General features: G+C 64.8%; 20 protein-coding genes. 13 read left to right on the forward strand and 7 right to left on the reverse strand.

The genetic code is table 11. From position 1 onward, the window contains the following. Positions 1-239 precede the first annotated feature (239 nt). From NKI54_RS00210 to NKI54_RS00220, 3 genes are read left to right on the forward strand one after another with little or no spacing between them, the layout of a single operon-like run. Positions 240-437, forward strand: coding sequence for a hypothetical protein (locus NKI54_RS00210; protein WP_023721050.1), 198 nt, complete (start codon positions 240-242; stop codon positions 435-437). Positions 438-477: 40 nt separating this feature from the next. Beyond that, complete coding sequence (locus tag NKI54_RS00215; protein ID WP_352690295.1) at positions 478-627, forward strand: hypothetical protein; 150 nt, start codon at positions 478-480, stop codon at positions 625-627. Between the two features lie 29 nt (positions 628-656). Further along, on the forward strand, positions 657-785 hold the full coding sequence (locus NKI54_RS00220; protein ID WP_352633884.1) for a hypothetical protein: 129 nt from the start codon (positions 657-659) through the stop codon (positions 783-785). Positions 786-935: 150 nt separating this feature from the next. Here the strand turns inward: NKI54_RS00220 and NKI54_RS00225 are convergent, their stop codons facing one another. The 3 genes from NKI54_RS00225 to NKI54_RS00235 form a co-directional block, all read right to left on the reverse strand. Next, on the reverse strand, positions 936-1,436 hold the full coding sequence (locus NKI54_RS00225; protein ID WP_352633882.1) for a hypothetical protein: 501 nt from the start codon (positions 1,434-1,436) through the stop codon (positions 936-938). 162 nt (positions 1,437-1,598) lie between these two features. Further along, positions 1,599-1,820 carry a hypothetical protein gene (locus NKI54_RS00230; protein ID WP_352471339.1) on the reverse strand — a complete coding sequence of 74 codons (222 nt, stop codon included), beginning with the start codon at positions 1,818-1,820 and terminating at the stop codon, positions 1,599-1,601. A gap of 67 nt (positions 1,821-1,887) precedes the next feature. Next, on the reverse strand, positions 1,888-2,160 hold the full coding sequence (locus NKI54_RS00235; RefSeq protein WP_023677971.1) for a DUF4242 domain-containing protein: 273 nt from the start codon (positions 2,158-2,160) through the stop codon (positions 1,888-1,890). A 142-nt stretch (positions 2,161-2,302) separates the two neighbouring features. Here NKI54_RS00235 and NKI54_RS00240 point away from each other — a divergent pair, with 142 nt between their 5' ends. Continuing rightward, a complete protein-coding gene (locus NKI54_RS00240; protein ID WP_352633880.1) occupies positions 2,303-4,957 on the forward strand; it encodes an ATP-binding protein in 2,655 nt (884 codons plus the stop codon). A gap of 162 nt (positions 4,958-5,119) precedes the next feature. Here the strand turns inward: NKI54_RS00240 and secA are convergent, their stop codons facing one another. After that, positions 5,120-7,852, reverse strand: coding sequence for a preprotein translocase subunit SecA (gene secA / locus NKI54_RS00245; RefSeq protein ID WP_352633878.1), 2,733 nt, complete (start codon positions 7,850-7,852; stop codon positions 5,120-5,122). A gap of 252 nt (positions 7,853-8,104) precedes the next feature. Between secA and NKI54_RS00250 the strand changes: the two genes are divergently transcribed. Beyond that, positions 8,105-9,022, forward strand: coding sequence for a peptidylprolyl isomerase (locus tag NKI54_RS00250; RefSeq protein WP_352456658.1), 918 nt, complete (start codon positions 8,105-8,107; stop codon positions 9,020-9,022). A 43-nt stretch (positions 9,023-9,065) separates the two neighbouring features. Here NKI54_RS00250 and NKI54_RS00255 read toward each other — a convergent pair whose 3' ends face one another. Further along, entirely contained in the window at positions 9,066-9,722 is a 657-nt protein-coding gene (locus tag NKI54_RS00255) for a TetR/AcrR family transcriptional regulator (protein WP_352634312.1), read from the reverse strand. 109 nt (positions 9,723-9,831) lie between these two features. Between NKI54_RS00255 and NKI54_RS00260 the strand changes: the two genes are divergently transcribed. Beyond that, entirely contained in the window at positions 9,832-10,068 is a 237-nt protein-coding gene (locus tag NKI54_RS00260; protein WP_352633876.1) for a putative antibiotic biosynthesis monooxygenase, read from the forward strand. Between the two features lie 3 nt (positions 10,069-10,071). Here the strand turns inward: NKI54_RS00260 and NKI54_RS00265 are convergent, their stop codons facing one another. After that, positions 10,072-11,298 (reverse strand): caspase family protein, encoded by a 1,227-nt coding sequence (locus NKI54_RS00265; RefSeq protein ID WP_352570527.1) that lies wholly within the window; start codon positions 11,296-11,298, stop codon positions 10,072-10,074. Between the two features lie 180 nt (positions 11,299-11,478). On the opposite strand from NKI54_RS00265, the gene argJ reads away from it, so the two are divergent. From argJ to NKI54_RS00290, 5 genes are all read left to right on the forward strand, one after another. Then, positions 11,479-12,720, forward strand: coding sequence for a bifunctional glutamate N-acetyltransferase/amino-acid acetyltransferase ArgJ (gene argJ / locus NKI54_RS00270; RefSeq protein ID WP_352570526.1), 1,242 nt, complete (start codon positions 11,479-11,481; stop codon positions 12,718-12,720). After that, complete coding sequence (locus tag NKI54_RS00275; RefSeq protein ID WP_352570524.1) at positions 12,720-13,499, forward strand: GNAT family N-acetyltransferase; 780 nt, start codon at positions 12,720-12,722, stop codon at positions 13,497-13,499. The genes argJ and NKI54_RS00275 overlap by 1 nt, the downstream gene beginning before the upstream one ends. Beyond that, the gene (locus NKI54_RS00280) at positions 13,496-13,918 is read left to right on the forward strand and encodes a (deoxy)nucleoside triphosphate pyrophosphohydrolase (protein WP_023677979.1); all 423 of its coding nucleotides are present in this window, start codon (positions 13,496-13,498) and stop codon (positions 13,916-13,918) included. The genes NKI54_RS00275 and NKI54_RS00280 overlap by 4 nt, the downstream gene beginning before the upstream one ends. A gap of 127 nt (positions 13,919-14,045) precedes the next feature. Beyond that, positions 14,046-14,351, forward strand: coding sequence for a hypothetical protein (locus NKI54_RS00285; protein WP_023677980.1), 306 nt, complete (start codon positions 14,046-14,048; stop codon positions 14,349-14,351). Positions 14,352-14,477: 126 nt separating this feature from the next. Next, on the forward strand, positions 14,478-14,657 hold the full coding sequence (locus tag NKI54_RS00290) for a Flp family type IVb pilin (protein WP_352456654.1): 180 nt from the start codon (positions 14,478-14,480) through the stop codon (positions 14,655-14,657). A 50-nt stretch (positions 14,658-14,707) separates the two neighbouring features. Here the strand turns inward: NKI54_RS00290 and NKI54_RS00295 are convergent, their stop codons facing one another. After that, the gene (locus NKI54_RS00295; protein ID WP_352453067.1) at positions 14,708-15,580 is read right to left on the reverse strand and encodes a methyltransferase domain-containing protein; all 873 of its coding nucleotides are present in this window, start codon (positions 15,578-15,580) and stop codon (positions 14,708-14,710) included. Positions 15,581-15,634: 54 nt separating this feature from the next. On the opposite strand from NKI54_RS00295, the gene NKI54_RS00300 reads away from it, so the two are divergent. Next, positions 15,635-16,435, forward strand: a complete 801-nt coding sequence (locus NKI54_RS00300; RefSeq protein ID WP_352570523.1) for a ComF family protein — start codon at positions 15,635-15,637, stop codon at positions 16,433-16,435. A 28-nt stretch (positions 16,436-16,463) separates the two neighbouring features. Then, positions 16,464-16,733: a glutaredoxin 3 gene (grxC, locus tag NKI54_RS00305; RefSeq protein ID WP_352491813.1), complete on the forward strand. Its 270-nt coding sequence runs from the start codon at positions 16,464-16,466 to the stop codon at positions 16,731-16,733. The last annotated feature ends 9 nt before the right edge of the window (positions 16,734-16,742 follow it).

A 16,742-nucleotide genomic window follows, 5' to 3' on the forward strand; every position in this document is an offset into this window, starting at 1 on the left:
CCAATTTACAGGGGTTGGGTGTAGCGGAGACACATTAAGAAACGGTTGGGTGAGCTTTCCTTCGCCCCGTCTCTATACGGGGAGAAGGTGCCGGCAGGCGGATGAGGGGCGGCGCGCTGCTCATATTCATCATTCGCGCAACCCTTTACCCCGCTCGGTAGTGTCTCAGTTTGAAATACGCGGAAGCGCCTATCCCGTTTGCCCCATATGCGAAAACGCCTATATGCTTAGCGGAAAGCATGGCAGCAACAATGGTCTACACTGTCATCTGGTATGGAAGACAGGGCATCGTCGACAAGGTGATCTTCGACGACGAGAAGACCGCGAAAGATCATGCAACCTCCATGTTCCAAACCCGAAAGGGTGACGATGGAATCGTGTCCGTTGAAGTTCGTAAGGACAACGGCGCTGTCGTTTTTAGCCATGCGGAGAACTAGGAGTGCCCACCGGACCTAAGGCCAGAAGCGCCCCGCCGACGTGATCGGCAACGCCGTCCGCGTCCTGCGCATTGCGACAGGCGAGGAAGCTGACGATGTGATTGACGACGGCAAGGACCCCACTGCCAAGGCCCTTGGCGCAGAGCGGAAAGAAGCGGGCCGAGAATATGACGCCAGAGCGTCGCGCTGAGATCGCGCGCAAGGCGGCGGAAGGCTGCCTTGGATCAGGACAGCACCCGGCTCTACTGCAAGATCGTGCCACAGATGGTGCCTTGGCTGCCGGAGGAAGAAGCTGCGCAGCTGAAGTTCGCGTTCGAAGCCGAAATGGAGCGGCTGAAGGCGGCTTAAGCACTGACGCCGGCGGGACAGCGCCCCCCTCTGGCCTGCCGGCCATCTCCCCCTCGGGTGGGGAGATTGGCTAATCGCGAACGCTAGCGCTGCCCCTCATCCGCCCTTCGGGCACCTTCTCCCCGTATAGTGACGAGGAGAAGGAAGAGGCTACATACCCTTCATCGCATCGCACGACACGTTCGGGTTCATATCCGCGAACGCGCCGGTCGGGTTGCCCTTCCAGGCCCAGACATGCAGCTCGTAGAACGGACCGAGGCCATAGCGATTGGGCGCGCTGTTGAAGTTGAACAGATGCCCATCGAGCGAGGCCGGGCCTTTCGAGGTGATGTATTCGACCGCGATCAGTTTTAGCGTCCCGTCGGCCGCCGGCTCATACATCACCGCTTCAGGCTTGGCGACATCGACAGCGTCATCCTTGAGGTAGCCCGGATTGACGTAGTGGATGCCCATGGCGCCGCCGGTGATGCCGCTGGCGCAGGGAATCGGCGCATAGCCCTCGGCGGTTGCCGCCGCCACATTCTCGAAGCGGCTGTTGGCCGCGCGTACCATGTCGGCCAGCGGATTGCCGTCCTTTGCCTGGGCCGCGGTGGCGGCGATCGACAGGATGGCCAGGGCGGCAAGGCGCCCGGTGCAAAGATTGATGTTCATGTTCTCTCCGGTTGTTTGAGGACGCGCACCGAGCGGGTCTGCTCAACGCTGCGGCGTCCGTTGGAATTTTGCGAAACAGGTCGCTCGTCCTGTTTTCATGTCGGCCGCAGTGATGCGGCCGGTTGCACGGCTTGTTTCAGCCCGTCCAAACGGCGCGGCGGCCTAATGGTCCCACCAATAATATTCCCAGTATTCGCGCCGCTGCTCGCGGTCGGGCAGTCCGATGTCCTGCCTCAGATAATCGTCTTGCGGGGGCAGCCGGCGCCGCCTGCCCAGCAGACGCGAAGGCAGCGCCGCCGCGATCCGCCATAGACGGCCAAGCAGGGAACCGCCGGGGTTTCCCACGACAGGCGCCGGTTCGCCGACCGGCATGCCATCAGGCATGTCGCAATTGCCGCGAATGGCAGTTTGATACTCATCCTTTTGTCCGCCACTTGGGGTTTGCCTGCCATCAACGGTAAAAGTAGGGGTCAAGAACCCGCACCTCCGTGATCTTGTCGACAGGCAGCGAATTCTTCTGGGCGGTGCTGCGGATCGCCTCGGGCGAGGGCGCGTCGTAGATGCAGAAGCTGCGCTTCTTGTCCGGCGACACGTAGGACTGCAGCCAGGTAACGCCCTTTTCGGCATTGCGCATGACGACACCGCCCAGCGCGTCGGCGCCGGCTTCGTTCATCGGCACGTTGAGGCCGTCCGGGAATGTGCGTTCGATCAGATAGCGAGGCATGGAAGCCTTCCTTTCTCCAGTGGGGCACGCCCGGTTTGAGCGCGGCTCGACATTGATCACGCCCGGCAAGAGCGCACATCGGAGCCTTTCCCCATTTTTGGCGGGACGATTCCCTATGTTGGCAGCGTTATGGACGGGGGATATGTTGGCGGGTCCATCGCGAGTCCGCCTGTTCGGCGAACTCGATCTGCGTGAGCGAATGATGCTTCTGGAACGGCAGGCACAGCTGGAGCGACTCGACGGGCTGCTGGCCGATGCCGGGCGCGGCCGTGGCTGCGTCGCGGTGCTTGCTGGCGAGGCCGGGGCCGGCAAGACCGCGCTTGTCGAGGCCTTCATCGACCGGACTGCGCAAGCCACGCGCATATTCCGCAGCGCCTGCGAGGATCTGTCGATACCCGATCCGCTCGGGCCGCTTTACGATCTGGCGCGGGACGCGCAATGGGCGCTGCCGCAGGCGATCGATCATCGGCAAGGACAGAGGCTGCCGCTGTTTTCGGATGCACTCGAAATCTTCGAGACGAAGGCGCAGCCGACCCTGTTGGTGATCGAGGACTTGCACTGGGCCGATGATGCGACGCTCGATTTCGTCCGCTTTCTCGGCCGGCGCATCGCCAGCAGGCATCTCTTGCTGCTGCTGACGGCGCGCACCGATCGCAGCGAGGGACAGATGCGGGTGCGCCGCGCGCTCGGCGAGATACCGGCAGGCAGCGTCGCGCGCATCGACGTGCCGCTGCTCAGCAAGTCGGCGGTGCTGTCGCTGGCCGAGGCGGCGGGGCGTGATGGCGATGCCATCTACCGGGCGACGGCGGGCAACGCCTTTTTCGTCACCGAACTGTTGTGCAGCGGATGCGAGGAAAAAACGGCGCTGCCGGCAAGCGTGCGCGACGCGGTTCTGGCGCGCGCCGAGCGCCTGTCGGCCGGCGCCCGCTCGATGCTCGACGCGGTGTCGGTGTTCCCACGCCGGGCCGACGCCTGGGCGTTGCAAGGCCTGTGCGGCGTCGCCAGTGCCGGCCAGCTTGCCGAATGCGTCGCCAACGGCTTGCTGGAGGATCTGGGCGATGGCTATGCGTTCCGCCACGAGATCGCCCGCCGCGCCATCGAGGCGATGTTGACGACGAGCCACAGGCGGCAGTTCAACCAGCGCGCGCTGGCTGCCCTGCTCGAAAACAGTGAGGTCTCCACCGGCCGCCTCGTGCATCACGCGGTGGAGGCGCACAATCTGCAGGCAGTGCGCGAACTGGCCCCGGTTGCGGCGCGCGAGGCCTCCCGCGTCGGCGCCCATCGCGATGCGGCCGGCTTCTATGAAGCCGTGTTGCGGCAGGCCGACAGCCTGCCGGTGGAGGAGCGCACGGCGCTCTATGAGAAATATGCCTTCGAGTGCCACCTCATCGGCAAGATCGACGAGGCCATCGCCGCGCAGGACCAGGCGCGCCGGCTGCATCAGGCCCAGGGGAATACGGCGAAGGAAGGGGATTGCCTCAGATGGCTGTCGCGCTTTGCCTACCTGCTTGGCGACCGCATGGCTGCCGATGCCCTTGGCGAGCAGGCGGTTCAGCTGCTGGAGACCGCGCCGGCCGGGCCGGAACTCGCCATGGCCTATTCCAACCTCTCGCAACTGGCGATGCTGGCCGAAAGGCTCGACGACACGCTGCGGCTCGGCAACAAGGCGATTGCGCTCGCCGAACAACTGAACCGGCCCGACATCGTCTGCCACGCCCTCAACAATGTCGGCAGCGCCGAGCAGTGGCTGGATCTGGCAAACGGACGGCTGCACCTTGCCCGCAGCCTGGAGATCGCGCTGGAGCAGAATTTTCAGGAACATGCGGCGCGCGCCTTCACCAACAGCGCCTGCAGCGAGATGAACCAGCTCGGCTTCGCTGACGCGCGGTCGTTCCTCGATCGCGGCATCAACTATTGCGTCGAAAACGACCTCGTCACCTGGCGCGACTATATGCGCGGCGTGCTGGCGCAGCTGCTGCTGCGCCAGGGGCAATGGGAAGAGGCTGCCGCCGAGGCACTCGAGGTGATCGCCAACGAGCAGGCGACGATGCTGGTCCGCCATCCCGCCGTGGTGGCGATGGCAAAGCTGCGCGTGCGGCGCGGCGATCCTTCCGCCGAGCCGCTGCTTGCCGAAATGGCGCGGTTCCTCGAAAAGGGATCGGAATTGCAGCGGCTGGCGCCCTATGCGGCACTGATGGCCGAGCGGGCATGGCTTGGCCAGGGCGACCGGGAGGAGGCGTTCGGCCTGATCGCGCTGGCCGAGAGCCTGTCGACGACACGGGCGGTCTTCGGCGAGTTGGCGATGTGGCGGCAGAAGCTGGCGCCGGACTTCGATCCCGGCGACACCATCGGCATGGCTGCGCCCTACCGGCTGTTGCTCGCCGGCGACTGGCAGGCGGCGGCAGAACTATGGGCCGAGATGAACGCGCCCTACGAACGCGGGCTGGCGTTGGCAGAGGGCGACGAGACCGCACAGCGCTCGGCACTGGAGATTTTTGAGAGCCTCGGCGCCAGGCCCGTCGCCGTTCACCTGCGCGACACCATGCGGCGCAACGGGGTCAACCGTATTGCAAGGGGGCCGCGCCAAACGACGCGTGCCAATCGTGCCGGCCTGACCCAGCGCCAGATGGAGGTGCTGCAACTGATCGAGCGCGGGTTCTCCAACAAGCGGATTGCCGAGCAGCTGACAATTTCGCCGAAGACGGTCGATCACCACGTCTCGGCGGTTCTGGGCAAGCTGGAAGCGGTTTCGCGGGGTGAGGCGACGGCCGCGGCACGCGATTCAGGGCTGATTTGAGAAGCGAATAAATCAAAGGCCGGCGACCCTTCGCGCCCCCCTCTGGCCTGCCGGCCATCTCCCCCTCAGGTGGGGAGATTGGCTAATCGCGAACGCTAGCGCTGCCCCTCACCCGCCCTTCGGGCACCTTCTCCCCGTGAACGGGGAGAAGGAAGGTGGCGCTTACGCAAACGCCCCATGGCAATGCTTGTATTTCTTGCCCGAACCACAGGGGCAAGCCTCGTTGCGGCCGACCTTGCCCCAGGTCGCCGGGTTCTTCGGGTCACGGTCTTCGGGGGCGACGATGGCGTTGGTCTCCTGGCGGACCAGGACGGCCGTCTCGCCGCCTTCGAAATCGTCCTCGCCGGTGAAGCCGTCGATATGGCTGCCGAACATGTCGGGGGCTTCGGGCGGCGGCGCATCGGCCGCCTGGCGGACCAGCTCGACGCGCATCAATTGCGCGGTGACGGCCTGGCGCAGATTGCCCAGCATCGCCTGGAACAGCTCGAACGCCTCGCCCTTGTACTCCTGCAGCGGATCGCGCTGGGCATAGCCGCGGAAGCCGACGACCGAGCGCAGATGGTCGAGATTGACGATGTGCTCGCGCCACAGATGGTCGAGCGTCTGCAGCACCACGGAACGTTCGACATAGGTCATCACGTCGGGGCCGAAACGCTCGGCGCGCTCCTTGGCGGCGGCGTCGGCGGCCTGGCTGACGCGCTCGCGGATGTCGTCCTCGGCGATGCCTTCTTCCTTGACCCAGTCCTCGACCGGCAGATCGAGATTGAGGAATTCGGCGATCTCGGCCTTGAGGCCGGCGACGTTCCACTGCTCGGCATAGGCGTTTTCGGGAATGTTCTTGGCGACGATCTCCTCGATGACGCCTTCGCGCATCTCTGTGATGGTCTCGGACAGGCCCTCGCCGTCCATCAGCTCGATGCGCTGCTCGAACACCACCTTGCGCTGGTCGTTGGAGACGTCGTCATATTTCAACAGGTTCTTGCGGATGTCGAAGTTGCGCGCCTCGACCTTCTTCTGCGCCTTTTCCAGCGCCTTGTTGATCCACGGATGGATGATCGCCTCGTCTTCCTTGAGGCCGAGCTTCTGCAGCATGCCGTCCATGCGCTCGGAACCGAAGATGCGCATCAGGTCGTCCTGCAGCGACAGGAAGAATTTCGACCGGCCGGGATCGCCCTGGCGGCCCGAGCGGCCGCGCAACTGGTTGTCGATGCGGCGCGATTCATGGCGTTCGGTGGCCAGCACGTAGAGGCCGCCGGCGGCGAGCGCCTTTTCCTTCAGCCGGGCGATGTCGTCGCGGATTTCCTTTTCCCTGGCCTCGCGCTCGGGGCCGGCCGGCATGTCGCCAAGCTCCTCGGCAATGCGCATGTCGGCATTGCCGCCGAGCTGGATGTCGGTGCCGCGGCCGGCCATGTTGGTGGCGATGGTGATGGCGCCGGGCTTGCCGGCCTGGGCGACGATCGCCGCCTCGCGCTCGTGGTGGCGGGCGTTCAGCACCTCGAAATCCTTGAAACCTTCCTTGCGCAGGCGCTCGGCCAGCTGCTCGGACTTCTCGATGGAAGTCGTGCCGACCAGCGTCGGCTGGTCCTTGGCGCGGGCTTCCTTGATCTCCTTGACGATCGCCTTGTATTTCTCCTCGACCGTCCGGTAGACCTCGTCGTCTTCGTCAATGCGGATGACCGGCAGGTTGGTCGGGATCTCGGTGACGTCGAGATTGTAGATGTTGGCGAATTCCTCGGCCTCGGTCAGCGCCGTGCCGGTCATGCCGGCGAGCTTCTTGTAGAGGCGGAAATAGTTCTGGAAGGTGACTGAGGCGAGCGTCTGGTTCTCCGGCTGGATCGCCACATGCTCCTTGGCTTCGAGCGCCTGGTGCAGGCCCTCCGAATAGCGGCGGCCGGGCATCATGCGGCCGGTGAACTCGTCGATGATGACGATCTCGCCGTTGCGCACGATATAGTCCTTGTCCCGCTGGAACAGCCGGTGCGCCTTCAGCGCGTTGTTGACGTGGTGGACGATGGCGACGTTCTCGACGTCGTAGAGCGACTCGCCCTTGAGCAGGCCGGCATCGCGCAGCATGTTCTCCAGCTTCTCGGTGCCTTCCTCGGTGAAGATCGAGGTCTTCTGCTTCTCGTCGATCTCGTAGTCCTGCGGCTGCAGCTGGATGATGAAGGTGTCGATGGTGTTGTACATTTCCGAACGGTCCTCGAGCGGACCGGAAATGATCAGCGGCGTGCGCGCTTCGTCGACCAGGATGGAATCGACCTCGTCGACGATGGCGTAGCTGTGACCGCGCTGCACCATCTGGGCGCGCTCGTATTTCATGTTGTCGCGCAGATAGTCGAAGCCGAGCTCGTTGTTGGTGGCGTAGGTGACATCGGCGGCGTAGGCGACGCGGCGCTCCTCGTCGGACAGGCCGTGGACGATGACGCCGACCTTAAGGCCGAGGAATTTGTAGACGCGGCCCATCCATTCGGAGTCGCGCGTGGCCAGATAGTCATTGACGGTGACGACATGGACGCCATTGCCGGCGAGCGCGTTGAGGTAGACCGGCAGCGTCGCCACCAGCGTCTTGCCTTCGCCGGTGCGCATCTCGGCGATGCCGCCATTGTGCAGCACCATGCCGCCGATCAGCTGCACGTCGAACGGCCGCATGCCGAGCACGCGGCGGGCGGCCTCACGCACGGTGGCGAAGGCCGGCACCAGGAGGTCGTCGAGGCTGGCGCCGTTGGCGATGTCCTGGCGGAATTTGTCGGTGCGGGCCTGAAGCTCGGCGTCGGAAAGCGCCCGCATCTCGTTTTCCATGGCATTGATCGCCTCGACGCGCGGCCGGGTCGATTTGACCCGACGATCGTTGGAGGAGCCGAAAACCTTACGGGCGAGACCGCCGAGACTGACCATCCAATGGCCCTTTCGATAGCATTCCAAGTCACTGCGACAGGCGCCGGCTGGCCCCATCAACTCCACGTGAACGCGGACAAACGCAAAAAGCGCCCGGAAAACGGTTCTGGACGCAAAGTCGTTGGACAGATAAGAGGGGGCTCATTCGATGTCAACGCCGCGCTCGCCCTGTCGACCGCGCCAAATTCCGCCACAATCTTGCTGGTCTGGAAGCCATTCCGCTCTAGCTACCCCGCTTTGGAGATAATCGTAATGTCAGTATTGTTCCGCCGCGCGTCGCTCGCCAGCCTTGGTCTGGCATTCGGGCTATCGGCCCTCTCGCTGTCGCCGCTGATGGCACAGGAGGCCGCCCCTGCCCAGCCGGCAGCACCCGCTCCGGCGGCCAAGCCGGTCGATCCGAACGCCGTGGTCGCCACCATCAACGGCCAGACGCTGACCGAGGCAGACCTTGGGCTTGCCGAGGGCGAGCTGTCACAGCAGTTCGCGCAGCTTCCGCCCGAGCAGCGCCGCGCCGCGGCGCTGTCGGCGGCGATCGAAATCCGCGTGATGGCGGCTCAGGCGGTGACCACCGGCCTCGACAAGGATCCCGACTTCCAGCGCCGCATGGCCTTCCTGCAGCAGCGCGCGCTGCATGGCGAAATGGTCGAGAAGGGCGTCGTCGACAAGGTTACCGATGCCGAGGTCCGCGCCCGCTACGACCAGGAAATCGCCAACACGCCGCCCACCAATGAGGTGCACGCCCGTCACATCCTCGTGAAGACGAAGGAAGAGGCAGACGCCATCATCAAGCAGCTCGACGGCGGCGCCGACTTCCAGAAGCTTGCCAACGAGCACACCAGCGATCCGAGCGGCAAGACCAGCGGCGGCGATCTCGGCTGGTTCGGACCTGGCCAGATGGTGCCGGAATTCGACAAGGCGGTGTTTGCGCTGGCGGTCGGCAAATATACCGACCAGCCGGTGCAGTCACAGTTCGGCTGGCATGTCATCAAGGTCGAGGACAAGCGCACCAAGCAGCCGCCGGCGTTCGACCAGGTCAAGGACCAGGCGCGCCAGGCGGTCATCCGCGACAAGTATTTCGCGCTGGTCAAGTCGCTGCGCGCCAACGCCAAGGTCGACATCCCCGATGCGAACCTGAAGAAGACGGTCGACGCGCTGGAAAGCGCCAAATAGGCCAGATTGGGCTATGACAGGGCGCGCTGCCGCCCTGTCGCTTCTATTTGGGGGCGCGAGCGATGATGCGTCGACGCCGCCGCCGGACCGGCGTGGCGTCGCCGGCATCGTCAGCGACTATGCCTTTCAAGACATAGCCGACCGCCCTGCGCAGCGTCGCTTCGTCCTCGTCCAGGCGGTTCGTCAGAAGATGCGTCCAGGCGAACGAGGCGATCAGGTCGGCGACGACAGTGGCATCGACGTCGGCAGCTATCTCTCTCCTTGCCTTGGCGCGTTCGACCATCTGGCCGGTGTGGATGCGACGCCCTCTTGCGTATTCGGCGAGGGCGGCGGCGGCTTTTTCGTCCGACTGCGCCTCGGCAATCAGCGATCTGAACACGCTGCCCGACGACGTGTCGCGCCAGTGCGCGAACAAGCTCTTCAGGAAGCCGACGAGATCCTCCTCCAACTTCCCGGTGTCGGGATTATCGACGCGCTTTTGCCGTTGATAAACGTCGAGCAGCAAGGCGGCCTTGCTTGGCCACCAGCGATAGATCGTCGGTTTTCCGGCGCGTGCGCGGCGCGCCACCGCCTCGATCGAGAAGCCGGAATAGCCAGCTTCGACAAGTACCGCCTCGGCGGCATCGAGAATGGCATCGGCGCTTTCCGGGCTGCGCCGTGCGCCAGCCGACTTGCGCCCGGGATCGGTGATTTCGCCCATCTCTTCTTCCTTACCCGCGATTTCGCCAGCCATCATATACAACTCTTGACGAAACGGAACGATCCGTTTTATATGTAACGGAACGTTCCGTAACGATAAGGAGAGTTTGATGAACTCGATCGCCGTGACCCGCTTTTCGCGCCTGCGCTTCGCCCTGCTGGTGCTGCTCGGCGTCTATCCGCTGATCACAGCCATTTTGTACGTGGTTTTTCCGCTGACGCAGGAATGGCAAATCTGGCAGCGTACGCTGGTCATCGCGCCGCTGATGGTCTCGATCATGATCTGGGGGCTGATTCCGGGCGTGCAGCGGGCGTTTCGCGGGTTCATCAACCCAGCGGTCCGCTGATGTTCATTCCAGCGCTTGCGACGTTTCCGACGCAACGCGCCACTCGCCGTCGGCCAGCACGAGTTCCAGCGTCACCCGCGCCTTGCCGGTCAGGCGCTGCGCCGATTTGTCCTTCGGCACATAGTCGTAGCGCATGGCGAAAACCACGTCGGCACGGTCCTTGCCGTGCGGCGTCACCTCAAGGCTGCCGGGCTCGAGACCGAACGACCACGATGCCCATTGCGCGAACCAGTCGGTCTTGACCTTGACGATCGCCTCGCTGTCGTAGCGCGTGCCGTAGATGGTGGCCGACGAACCGTAAAGCCGCTTGACGGTTTCGCGCATTCTCCTGACATCAGGCGCCAGATAGTTTTCGCGCAAGAATTTTTCGATGGCACCCTCGTCGCCGACGGAGCGTTCGAGCGCAGCCACCTGCGACGCGGGAGCCGGGCTGACAGCCGGTTTCGGTTGCTGGGCAATGTCTGCGCCCGGAACGAATTCGAAACGCTCGAGCAGCGACCCCTGCTCCCAGGGACGCTGCGCCTCGCGCGTTGCGGAAACGACGTCGCGGCGCACTGCGATCATCATGTCGTTGATGCTTTGTCCGGGCTCGGCCATATGCCGCAAAAGTGCCGCCGCAAAGGGCGAGTTGCGTCCCGTCCCGTCCATTGCCACGGCGCCGGGTGCCGTCGAGAAGGCGATGAACGAGCCGCGCGTCGACTCGAACTGGGCAAGGCCGGCGAGAGCCGTCGCCGAGCGCGTCGTGGCGCTGCGGCTGAGACTTCGGGCAAACGGGTTGTTGCGGCAGGCATCGAGGAAGACCAGGCTGACCTTGGTCTGCTGCTCCATGATGTCGAGAACCTCGTCGATCGGCACCGCCTCGAGCTGCAGCTTGACCGGCATGTCCAGCCTGGCGTCGACCGGCACGATGAAGTTGCGCCCGTCGACCTGCAGGCCGTGGCCGGCATAGTAGAACAGCCCGGCACCGGCACCTTGCAGCGCATCGGAGAATTCGCCGATCTTGCGTTCGAGCTCGCGCTTGCCGAGATCGTTGCCTTCGATCACCTCGAAACCGATGGCGCGCAGCTTGTCGGCGATGTCGAGCGCATCGTTGACGGGATTGGCCAGCGTGCCGGCTTCGGCGTAGCTGCCGTTGCCGACCACAAGCGCCACGCGCCGCGCCGTCTGCGCATCGGCGCGCAGCAGCAGAAAGCCCAGAAACGCCAGTGCCAAGACCACAAGCCTGCCCATGGGGCAGGATCATAGCGCTATCGGTCGCAGCGACACCAACAAATTTGCAACAGCCTGCTTGCTGCCGCGGCAGGTGTCAGGCGTCCGGCACCCGTAACGGCTGTGAATACGCCTTGCGCCGGCGCGTGCTATCGGGCAAACCGGCGTTCCTTTCGCGATTTTTCCCGCCCGGGGTCTTCCATGTCCACACAGGTTTCGCCACTCGCGCCGAAGAAATATGCCAAGATGCCGGCCATCGAGGGCGTGCGCATCGCCACCGCCGAGGCCGGCATAAAATACAAGAACCGTACCGACCTGCTGGCCATGGTGTTCGACGCCGGCACCACGGTCGCCGGCGTGTTCACCAGGTCGAAATGCCCGTCGGCGCCGGTCGACTTCTGCCGGCAGAACCTCACGGCGGGCAAGGCCCGCGTGCTGGTCGTCAATTCCGGCAACGCCAATGCCTTTACCGGCCAGAAGGGCCGCGCCTCGACCGCACTCACGGGCGAGGTGGCGGCGAAGGCGGCCGACTGCACAGCGGGCGAGGTGTTCCTGGCCTCGACCGGCGTGATCGGCGAACCGCTCGACGCCGGCAAGTTCAGCCATCTGCTGGCCGGTCTGGTCAAGGACGGCAAGCCGGAATTGTGGACCGAAGCCGCCAAGGCGATCATGACCACCGACACCTATCCCAAACTGGCGACCGCGACGGTCAAGCTCGGCGATGCCGACGTCACCATCAACGGTATCGCCAAGGGCGCCGGGATGATCGCGCCCGACATGGCGACGATGCTTTCCTTCATCGCCACCGATGCGCCGATCGCAGCACCCGTGCTGCAGGACCTCCTGTCGCGCGGTACGGCCAAGACCTTCAACGCGGTTACCGTCGATAGTGACACCTCGACCAGCGACACGCTGCTGATGTTCGCCACGGGTGCTGCCGCCAGGCGCGGCGCGCCGGCAATTTCCGACCCCAAGGATGCGCGCCTCGGCGCCTTCCGCCGTGCCCTCGGCAAGGTGCTGAAATCGCTGGCACTGCAGGTGGTGCGCGACGGCGAGGGCGCCCGCAAGCAGGTCGAGGTCACCGTCACCGGGGCCAAATCGGCCCGCTCGGCCAAGCGCATCGCGCTGTCGATCGCCAATTCGCCGCTGGTCAAGACGGCAGTCGCCGGCGAGGACGCCAATTGGGGCCGCGTCGTCATGGCCGTCGGCAAGGCCGGCGAACCGGCCGACCGCGACCTTCTGTCGATCTGGTTCGGCGACAACCGCCTGGCCTATCAGGGCGAGCGCGACGCCGCCTATTCCGAGGAGGCGACTTCGGCGTATATGAAGCGCGACGAGATCCGCATCCGCGCCGATATCGGCATCGGCCGCGGCAAGGCGACGGTGTGGACCTGCGATCTCACCAAGGAATATGTCGCCATAAACGGCGATTATCGGAGCTGATGGCGTTGGCTTCCAGACATCCGGCAAGCGTGTTGGCGATCGTGCGCCGCTATGAGGCGGCCGGATTTCGCGCCTGGCCGGCGGCCGCCGTCCATTATGACGGCACCTGGGTGGTGCGGCTGACGGCCGGCCATCCGGCCAAGCGGCTGAATTCGGTCAATCCGCTCGATCCGGGCGACATCCAGCACATTGCCGAGCGCATCGGTCGCGCCAGCCGTCGGTTCGACGCCTATGGCAGGCCGCTGACCTTTCGCATCTCGCCGCTGTCGGGGCCGGATCTTTCGAAGTACCTCGACGGCGAGGGCTGGAGCATATTCGCGGAGTCGCTGGTCATGCGGCTGCCGCTGGCGGACGCCACGCTCGACGACGCCATGGACCAGATTCCGTTGAAGGACATCAGCCGTTTCATCGGCGCGGCGCTCAAGGTGAGCGGCTCGGATGTGTCGCTGCGGCCGGGCCTGTCGGAGATCATCGGCGCCATCCAGCCGGAGGCCGGGCTGTTTGCGCTGGAGGCCGGCAGCGAACCGCTGGCAACGTTGATCTGCGTGCATGACGGCGACCTTGCCGGCCTGTTCGAGATTGCCACCGACAGGTCGGTGCGCAACCAGGGCCATGGCCGCCATCTCATCCGGTCGGCGCTGAAATGGGCGCGGCTGCGCGGGGCGCGGGAAGCCTGGCTGCAGGTCGAGGCTGACAACGCGCCGGCGCTGGCGCTCTACCGTTCGCTCGGATTCGACGAAGTCTATCGCTATCGCTATCGCCGGCCACCCGGCGCATGAGCGGCTTGGATACGATCGGCAAACGCCTGCTCCTGGTCGCGGCCTGCGCGCTGGTCGATGCCGACGGGCGCGTGCTTTTGGCGCAGCGGCCCGAAGGCAAGCAACTCGCCGGCCTGTGGGAGTTTCCGGGCGGCAAGGTCGAGCCCGGTGAGACGCCGGAACAATGCCTGATCCGCGAATTGTACGAGGAGATCGGCATCGAAACCGACATCCCTTGCCTGGCGCCACTCACCTTCGCCAGCCATTCCTACGATGATTTTCACCTGCTGATGCCGCTGTTCGTCTGCCGTCGATTCCGCGGCATTGCCCAGCCGAAGGAAGGCCAGGTGCTGAAATGGGTGCGGCCGCGCCAGATGCGCGATTTTCCAATGCCGCCGGCCGATGCCCCGCTGATCCAGTTCCTCATCGATCTGCTGTAACGGCCGACCTGCCGTAAATCGGGCAGCGCCGCAACGCGCTGGCAGCAGCGTTAATGAAAGATTTATCTGACCGTGAAAAATTGACGCTAGGCGGTTACGCCGATTCCACCGCTGGGGAGCGATTTGCATGAGCCTTGAAAAGGACTGGGACTCGCCTTGGCCCGACCGCCTTCCTGGCGCCGCCAATGCCGGCATGGGAATATTGCGCATCGCCCTCTTGTTCGGCTCGGCCGCGGTGGCTCTGGCCTTGATCGCGACGCCCTACCTCGACAGCCGGACCCGCTCGCAGTTTGCCCGCGACGGGCTTGATACGATGAGCACCGGCTCGATCGGCCAGCGCGATAGCTATACGCTACGCAAGAGCGTGCTGCAGCCGCTGCCCAGTTCGGTCTGCGTTATACGGGCCGATGGCAGAAGCAGCGGCGACTGCTGACTCCTCAACAGATCTCTAGGATTCGGCTGTTTCCTAGAATGCAGCAGGTTCACCGCGCGTTAAGCCTGTCGCATTAACCTTTCTTAACGGGTCGGCGCTAGGTTCGGGCAAGAGGGATGGGCGCCCATGAAAATCTTGCTGCAACGATTTTTAGACGACGAGAGGGGTGCGACGGCTATCGAATATGGTTTGATCGTCGCCGTGCTGTCGCTTGCCATTGTCGCTGGTATTGGCCAGGCTGCCGGCGCCATCCAGTGGTTGTTCAGCGACAACAGCAGCAAGCTTGCCAACGCTTTTGCACAGTGACCCGCTTAGCTTTTGCGTGGGATACGCTTAGCTTTTGCGCAAGGATACGCTCAGGGGCCGCCGGGGTTTTCCAGGATTGTCTTCAGCGATATTTTTGCGGAGCCCGGCTTCAGCGGCTTTTGCTGAGAGGCATCGGGCGCCCAGCCTGACATCCAGACCACCGAGAAACTCGCCCTGACGCGGCCATCGGCATCCGAAAACCGCTCCGCATAGATTTCGGCGGCGCGCGCGAACAGCGCTCGCGTGCCCGGCCGCCTGCTGCGGTCGACAAGCGCGCTGGTCTCGCCCATGGCGCGCAGGTCGGCGACCAGGCCAAATAGCGAATCGTAGCGCACCGTGATCGTCTCGACGTCGGCAACCGGCAGTGCCAGGCCGGCGCGCTGCAGCAGCGCGCCGGCGTCGCGGACGTCGGTGAACGGGATCACACGCGGGCTGGCGCCGCCATAGAGCTCGGTCTCGGCGGCAAGCAGGCTTTCGCGCAGTTCGGAGAGCGTGCCTGTGCCGGCGAAGGCGCCGAGGAAAAGCCCGTCCGGCTTCAGCGCCCGGCGGACCTGCACCAGCATGCCGGGAATGTCGTTCATCGCCTGCAGCGACAGCAGCGAGACTGCGAGGTCGAGGCTTTCCGGCTCGAATGGCACGGTTTCCAACGGCGCCAACAGTCCTGGCTGGCCACCCAGGAAAGCGGCGTCGGCCTCGACGCGCACGTTTTCCGTCACCTTGCCGCTTTCGGCGAGCACCTCTGCTGCTGCCGGCGTCTGGCAAAACAATGAGGCCGCCTTGCCGAACCTGCGTTCGACGGCGCCGAGCCGGTCGGCAAGATCCTCGGCCGCCCGCCGCATGAGGAAATCCGCGCCGGCGATGGGACGGGTCAGTGCCCGGCGCTTGCGCGCCAGCCAGAGCGAGGTGTCAATTACAGGCTGCAATGGGCAGGTCCTTGTGCTTCGCTCTCTGATATAGTGATGCGGAGGACCAACCACGTGGCCGATCCCATGCCAGAGATCAAGCGTAGTGCGATCAAGAGCATTGCCCGCAAGGCATTGGGCTGGCCAGCGCGCCTCTTGTTCCCGCCGGTCTGTGCCGGCTGCCGCCGCCATGTCTCGCAGCCCGGCGTGTTGTGCGGCGCCTGCTGGCCGAAACTCAGGCTGCTGGAACGGCCGTGGTGCCCGGTGATGGGCACGCCGTTCACCCACAATATGGGTGAGGGTTTCCTGTCGGCGGAGGCGATAGCCGACCCGCCGCCGTTCGAGCGCGCGCGGGCGGCGGTCGCCTATTCCGGCGTTGCCCGCCAGATGGTGCAAGGGCTGAAATACCAGGACCGCACCGATCTGGCGCCGTGGATGGCGCGCTGGATGCTTCGCGCCGGTGCCGAGCTCATCGCCGAGGCCGACGTGGTCGTGCCGGTGCCGCTGCACTGGCGGCGTTTCTTCCGACGGCAGTTCAACCAGTCGGCGGAACTGGCGCGGGCGGTGGCGCAGCTCGGGGAGCGGCCTTTCGCGCCATCAGCCATCAGGCGCGTCAAACTCACGCGCCAGCAGGTCGGGCTTGAGCGGCGGGAACGCGAGGAAAATGTTCGCGCCGCATTCAAAGTGCCTGATGAGGCGGAGATCGAAATCGCCGGCCGCCGGGTGCTGCTGATCGACGATGTCTACACCACCGGCGCCACCGTCCGCGCGGTCGCCAAGGCGTTGAAGAAGGGCGGTGCCGGCGCGGTCGACGTACTGACCTTTGCGCGTGTGCTGCCGGGGGACTTTCGGGCCGACGAATCGGCGCCTATATAGCCTAGGAACGAGGCAGGATTGCTGACCGATGGTCGATGTGACGATCTACACGCGGATGATGTGCGGCTATTGCACCGCGGCCAAGCGGCTGCTCGACAGGAAGGGTGTGACCTACACCGAGCACGACGCCTCGTTCTCGCCGGAGCTGCGCCAGGAGATGATCTCCCGCGCTCACGGCCGTTCCACCTTTCCGCAGATATTCATCGGCGACACGCATGTCGGCGGCTCTGACGATCTCCACGAATTGGAGGCGGAAGGACGGCTGGACAAATTGCTCGCCAACGGCTCGGCCAGATAAGGACATGAC

This window comes from Mesorhizobium sp. M0663 (assembly GCF_040320585.1).
Classification (GTDB): domain Bacteria; phylum Pseudomonadota; class Alphaproteobacteria; order Rhizobiales; family Rhizobiaceae; genus Mesorhizobium.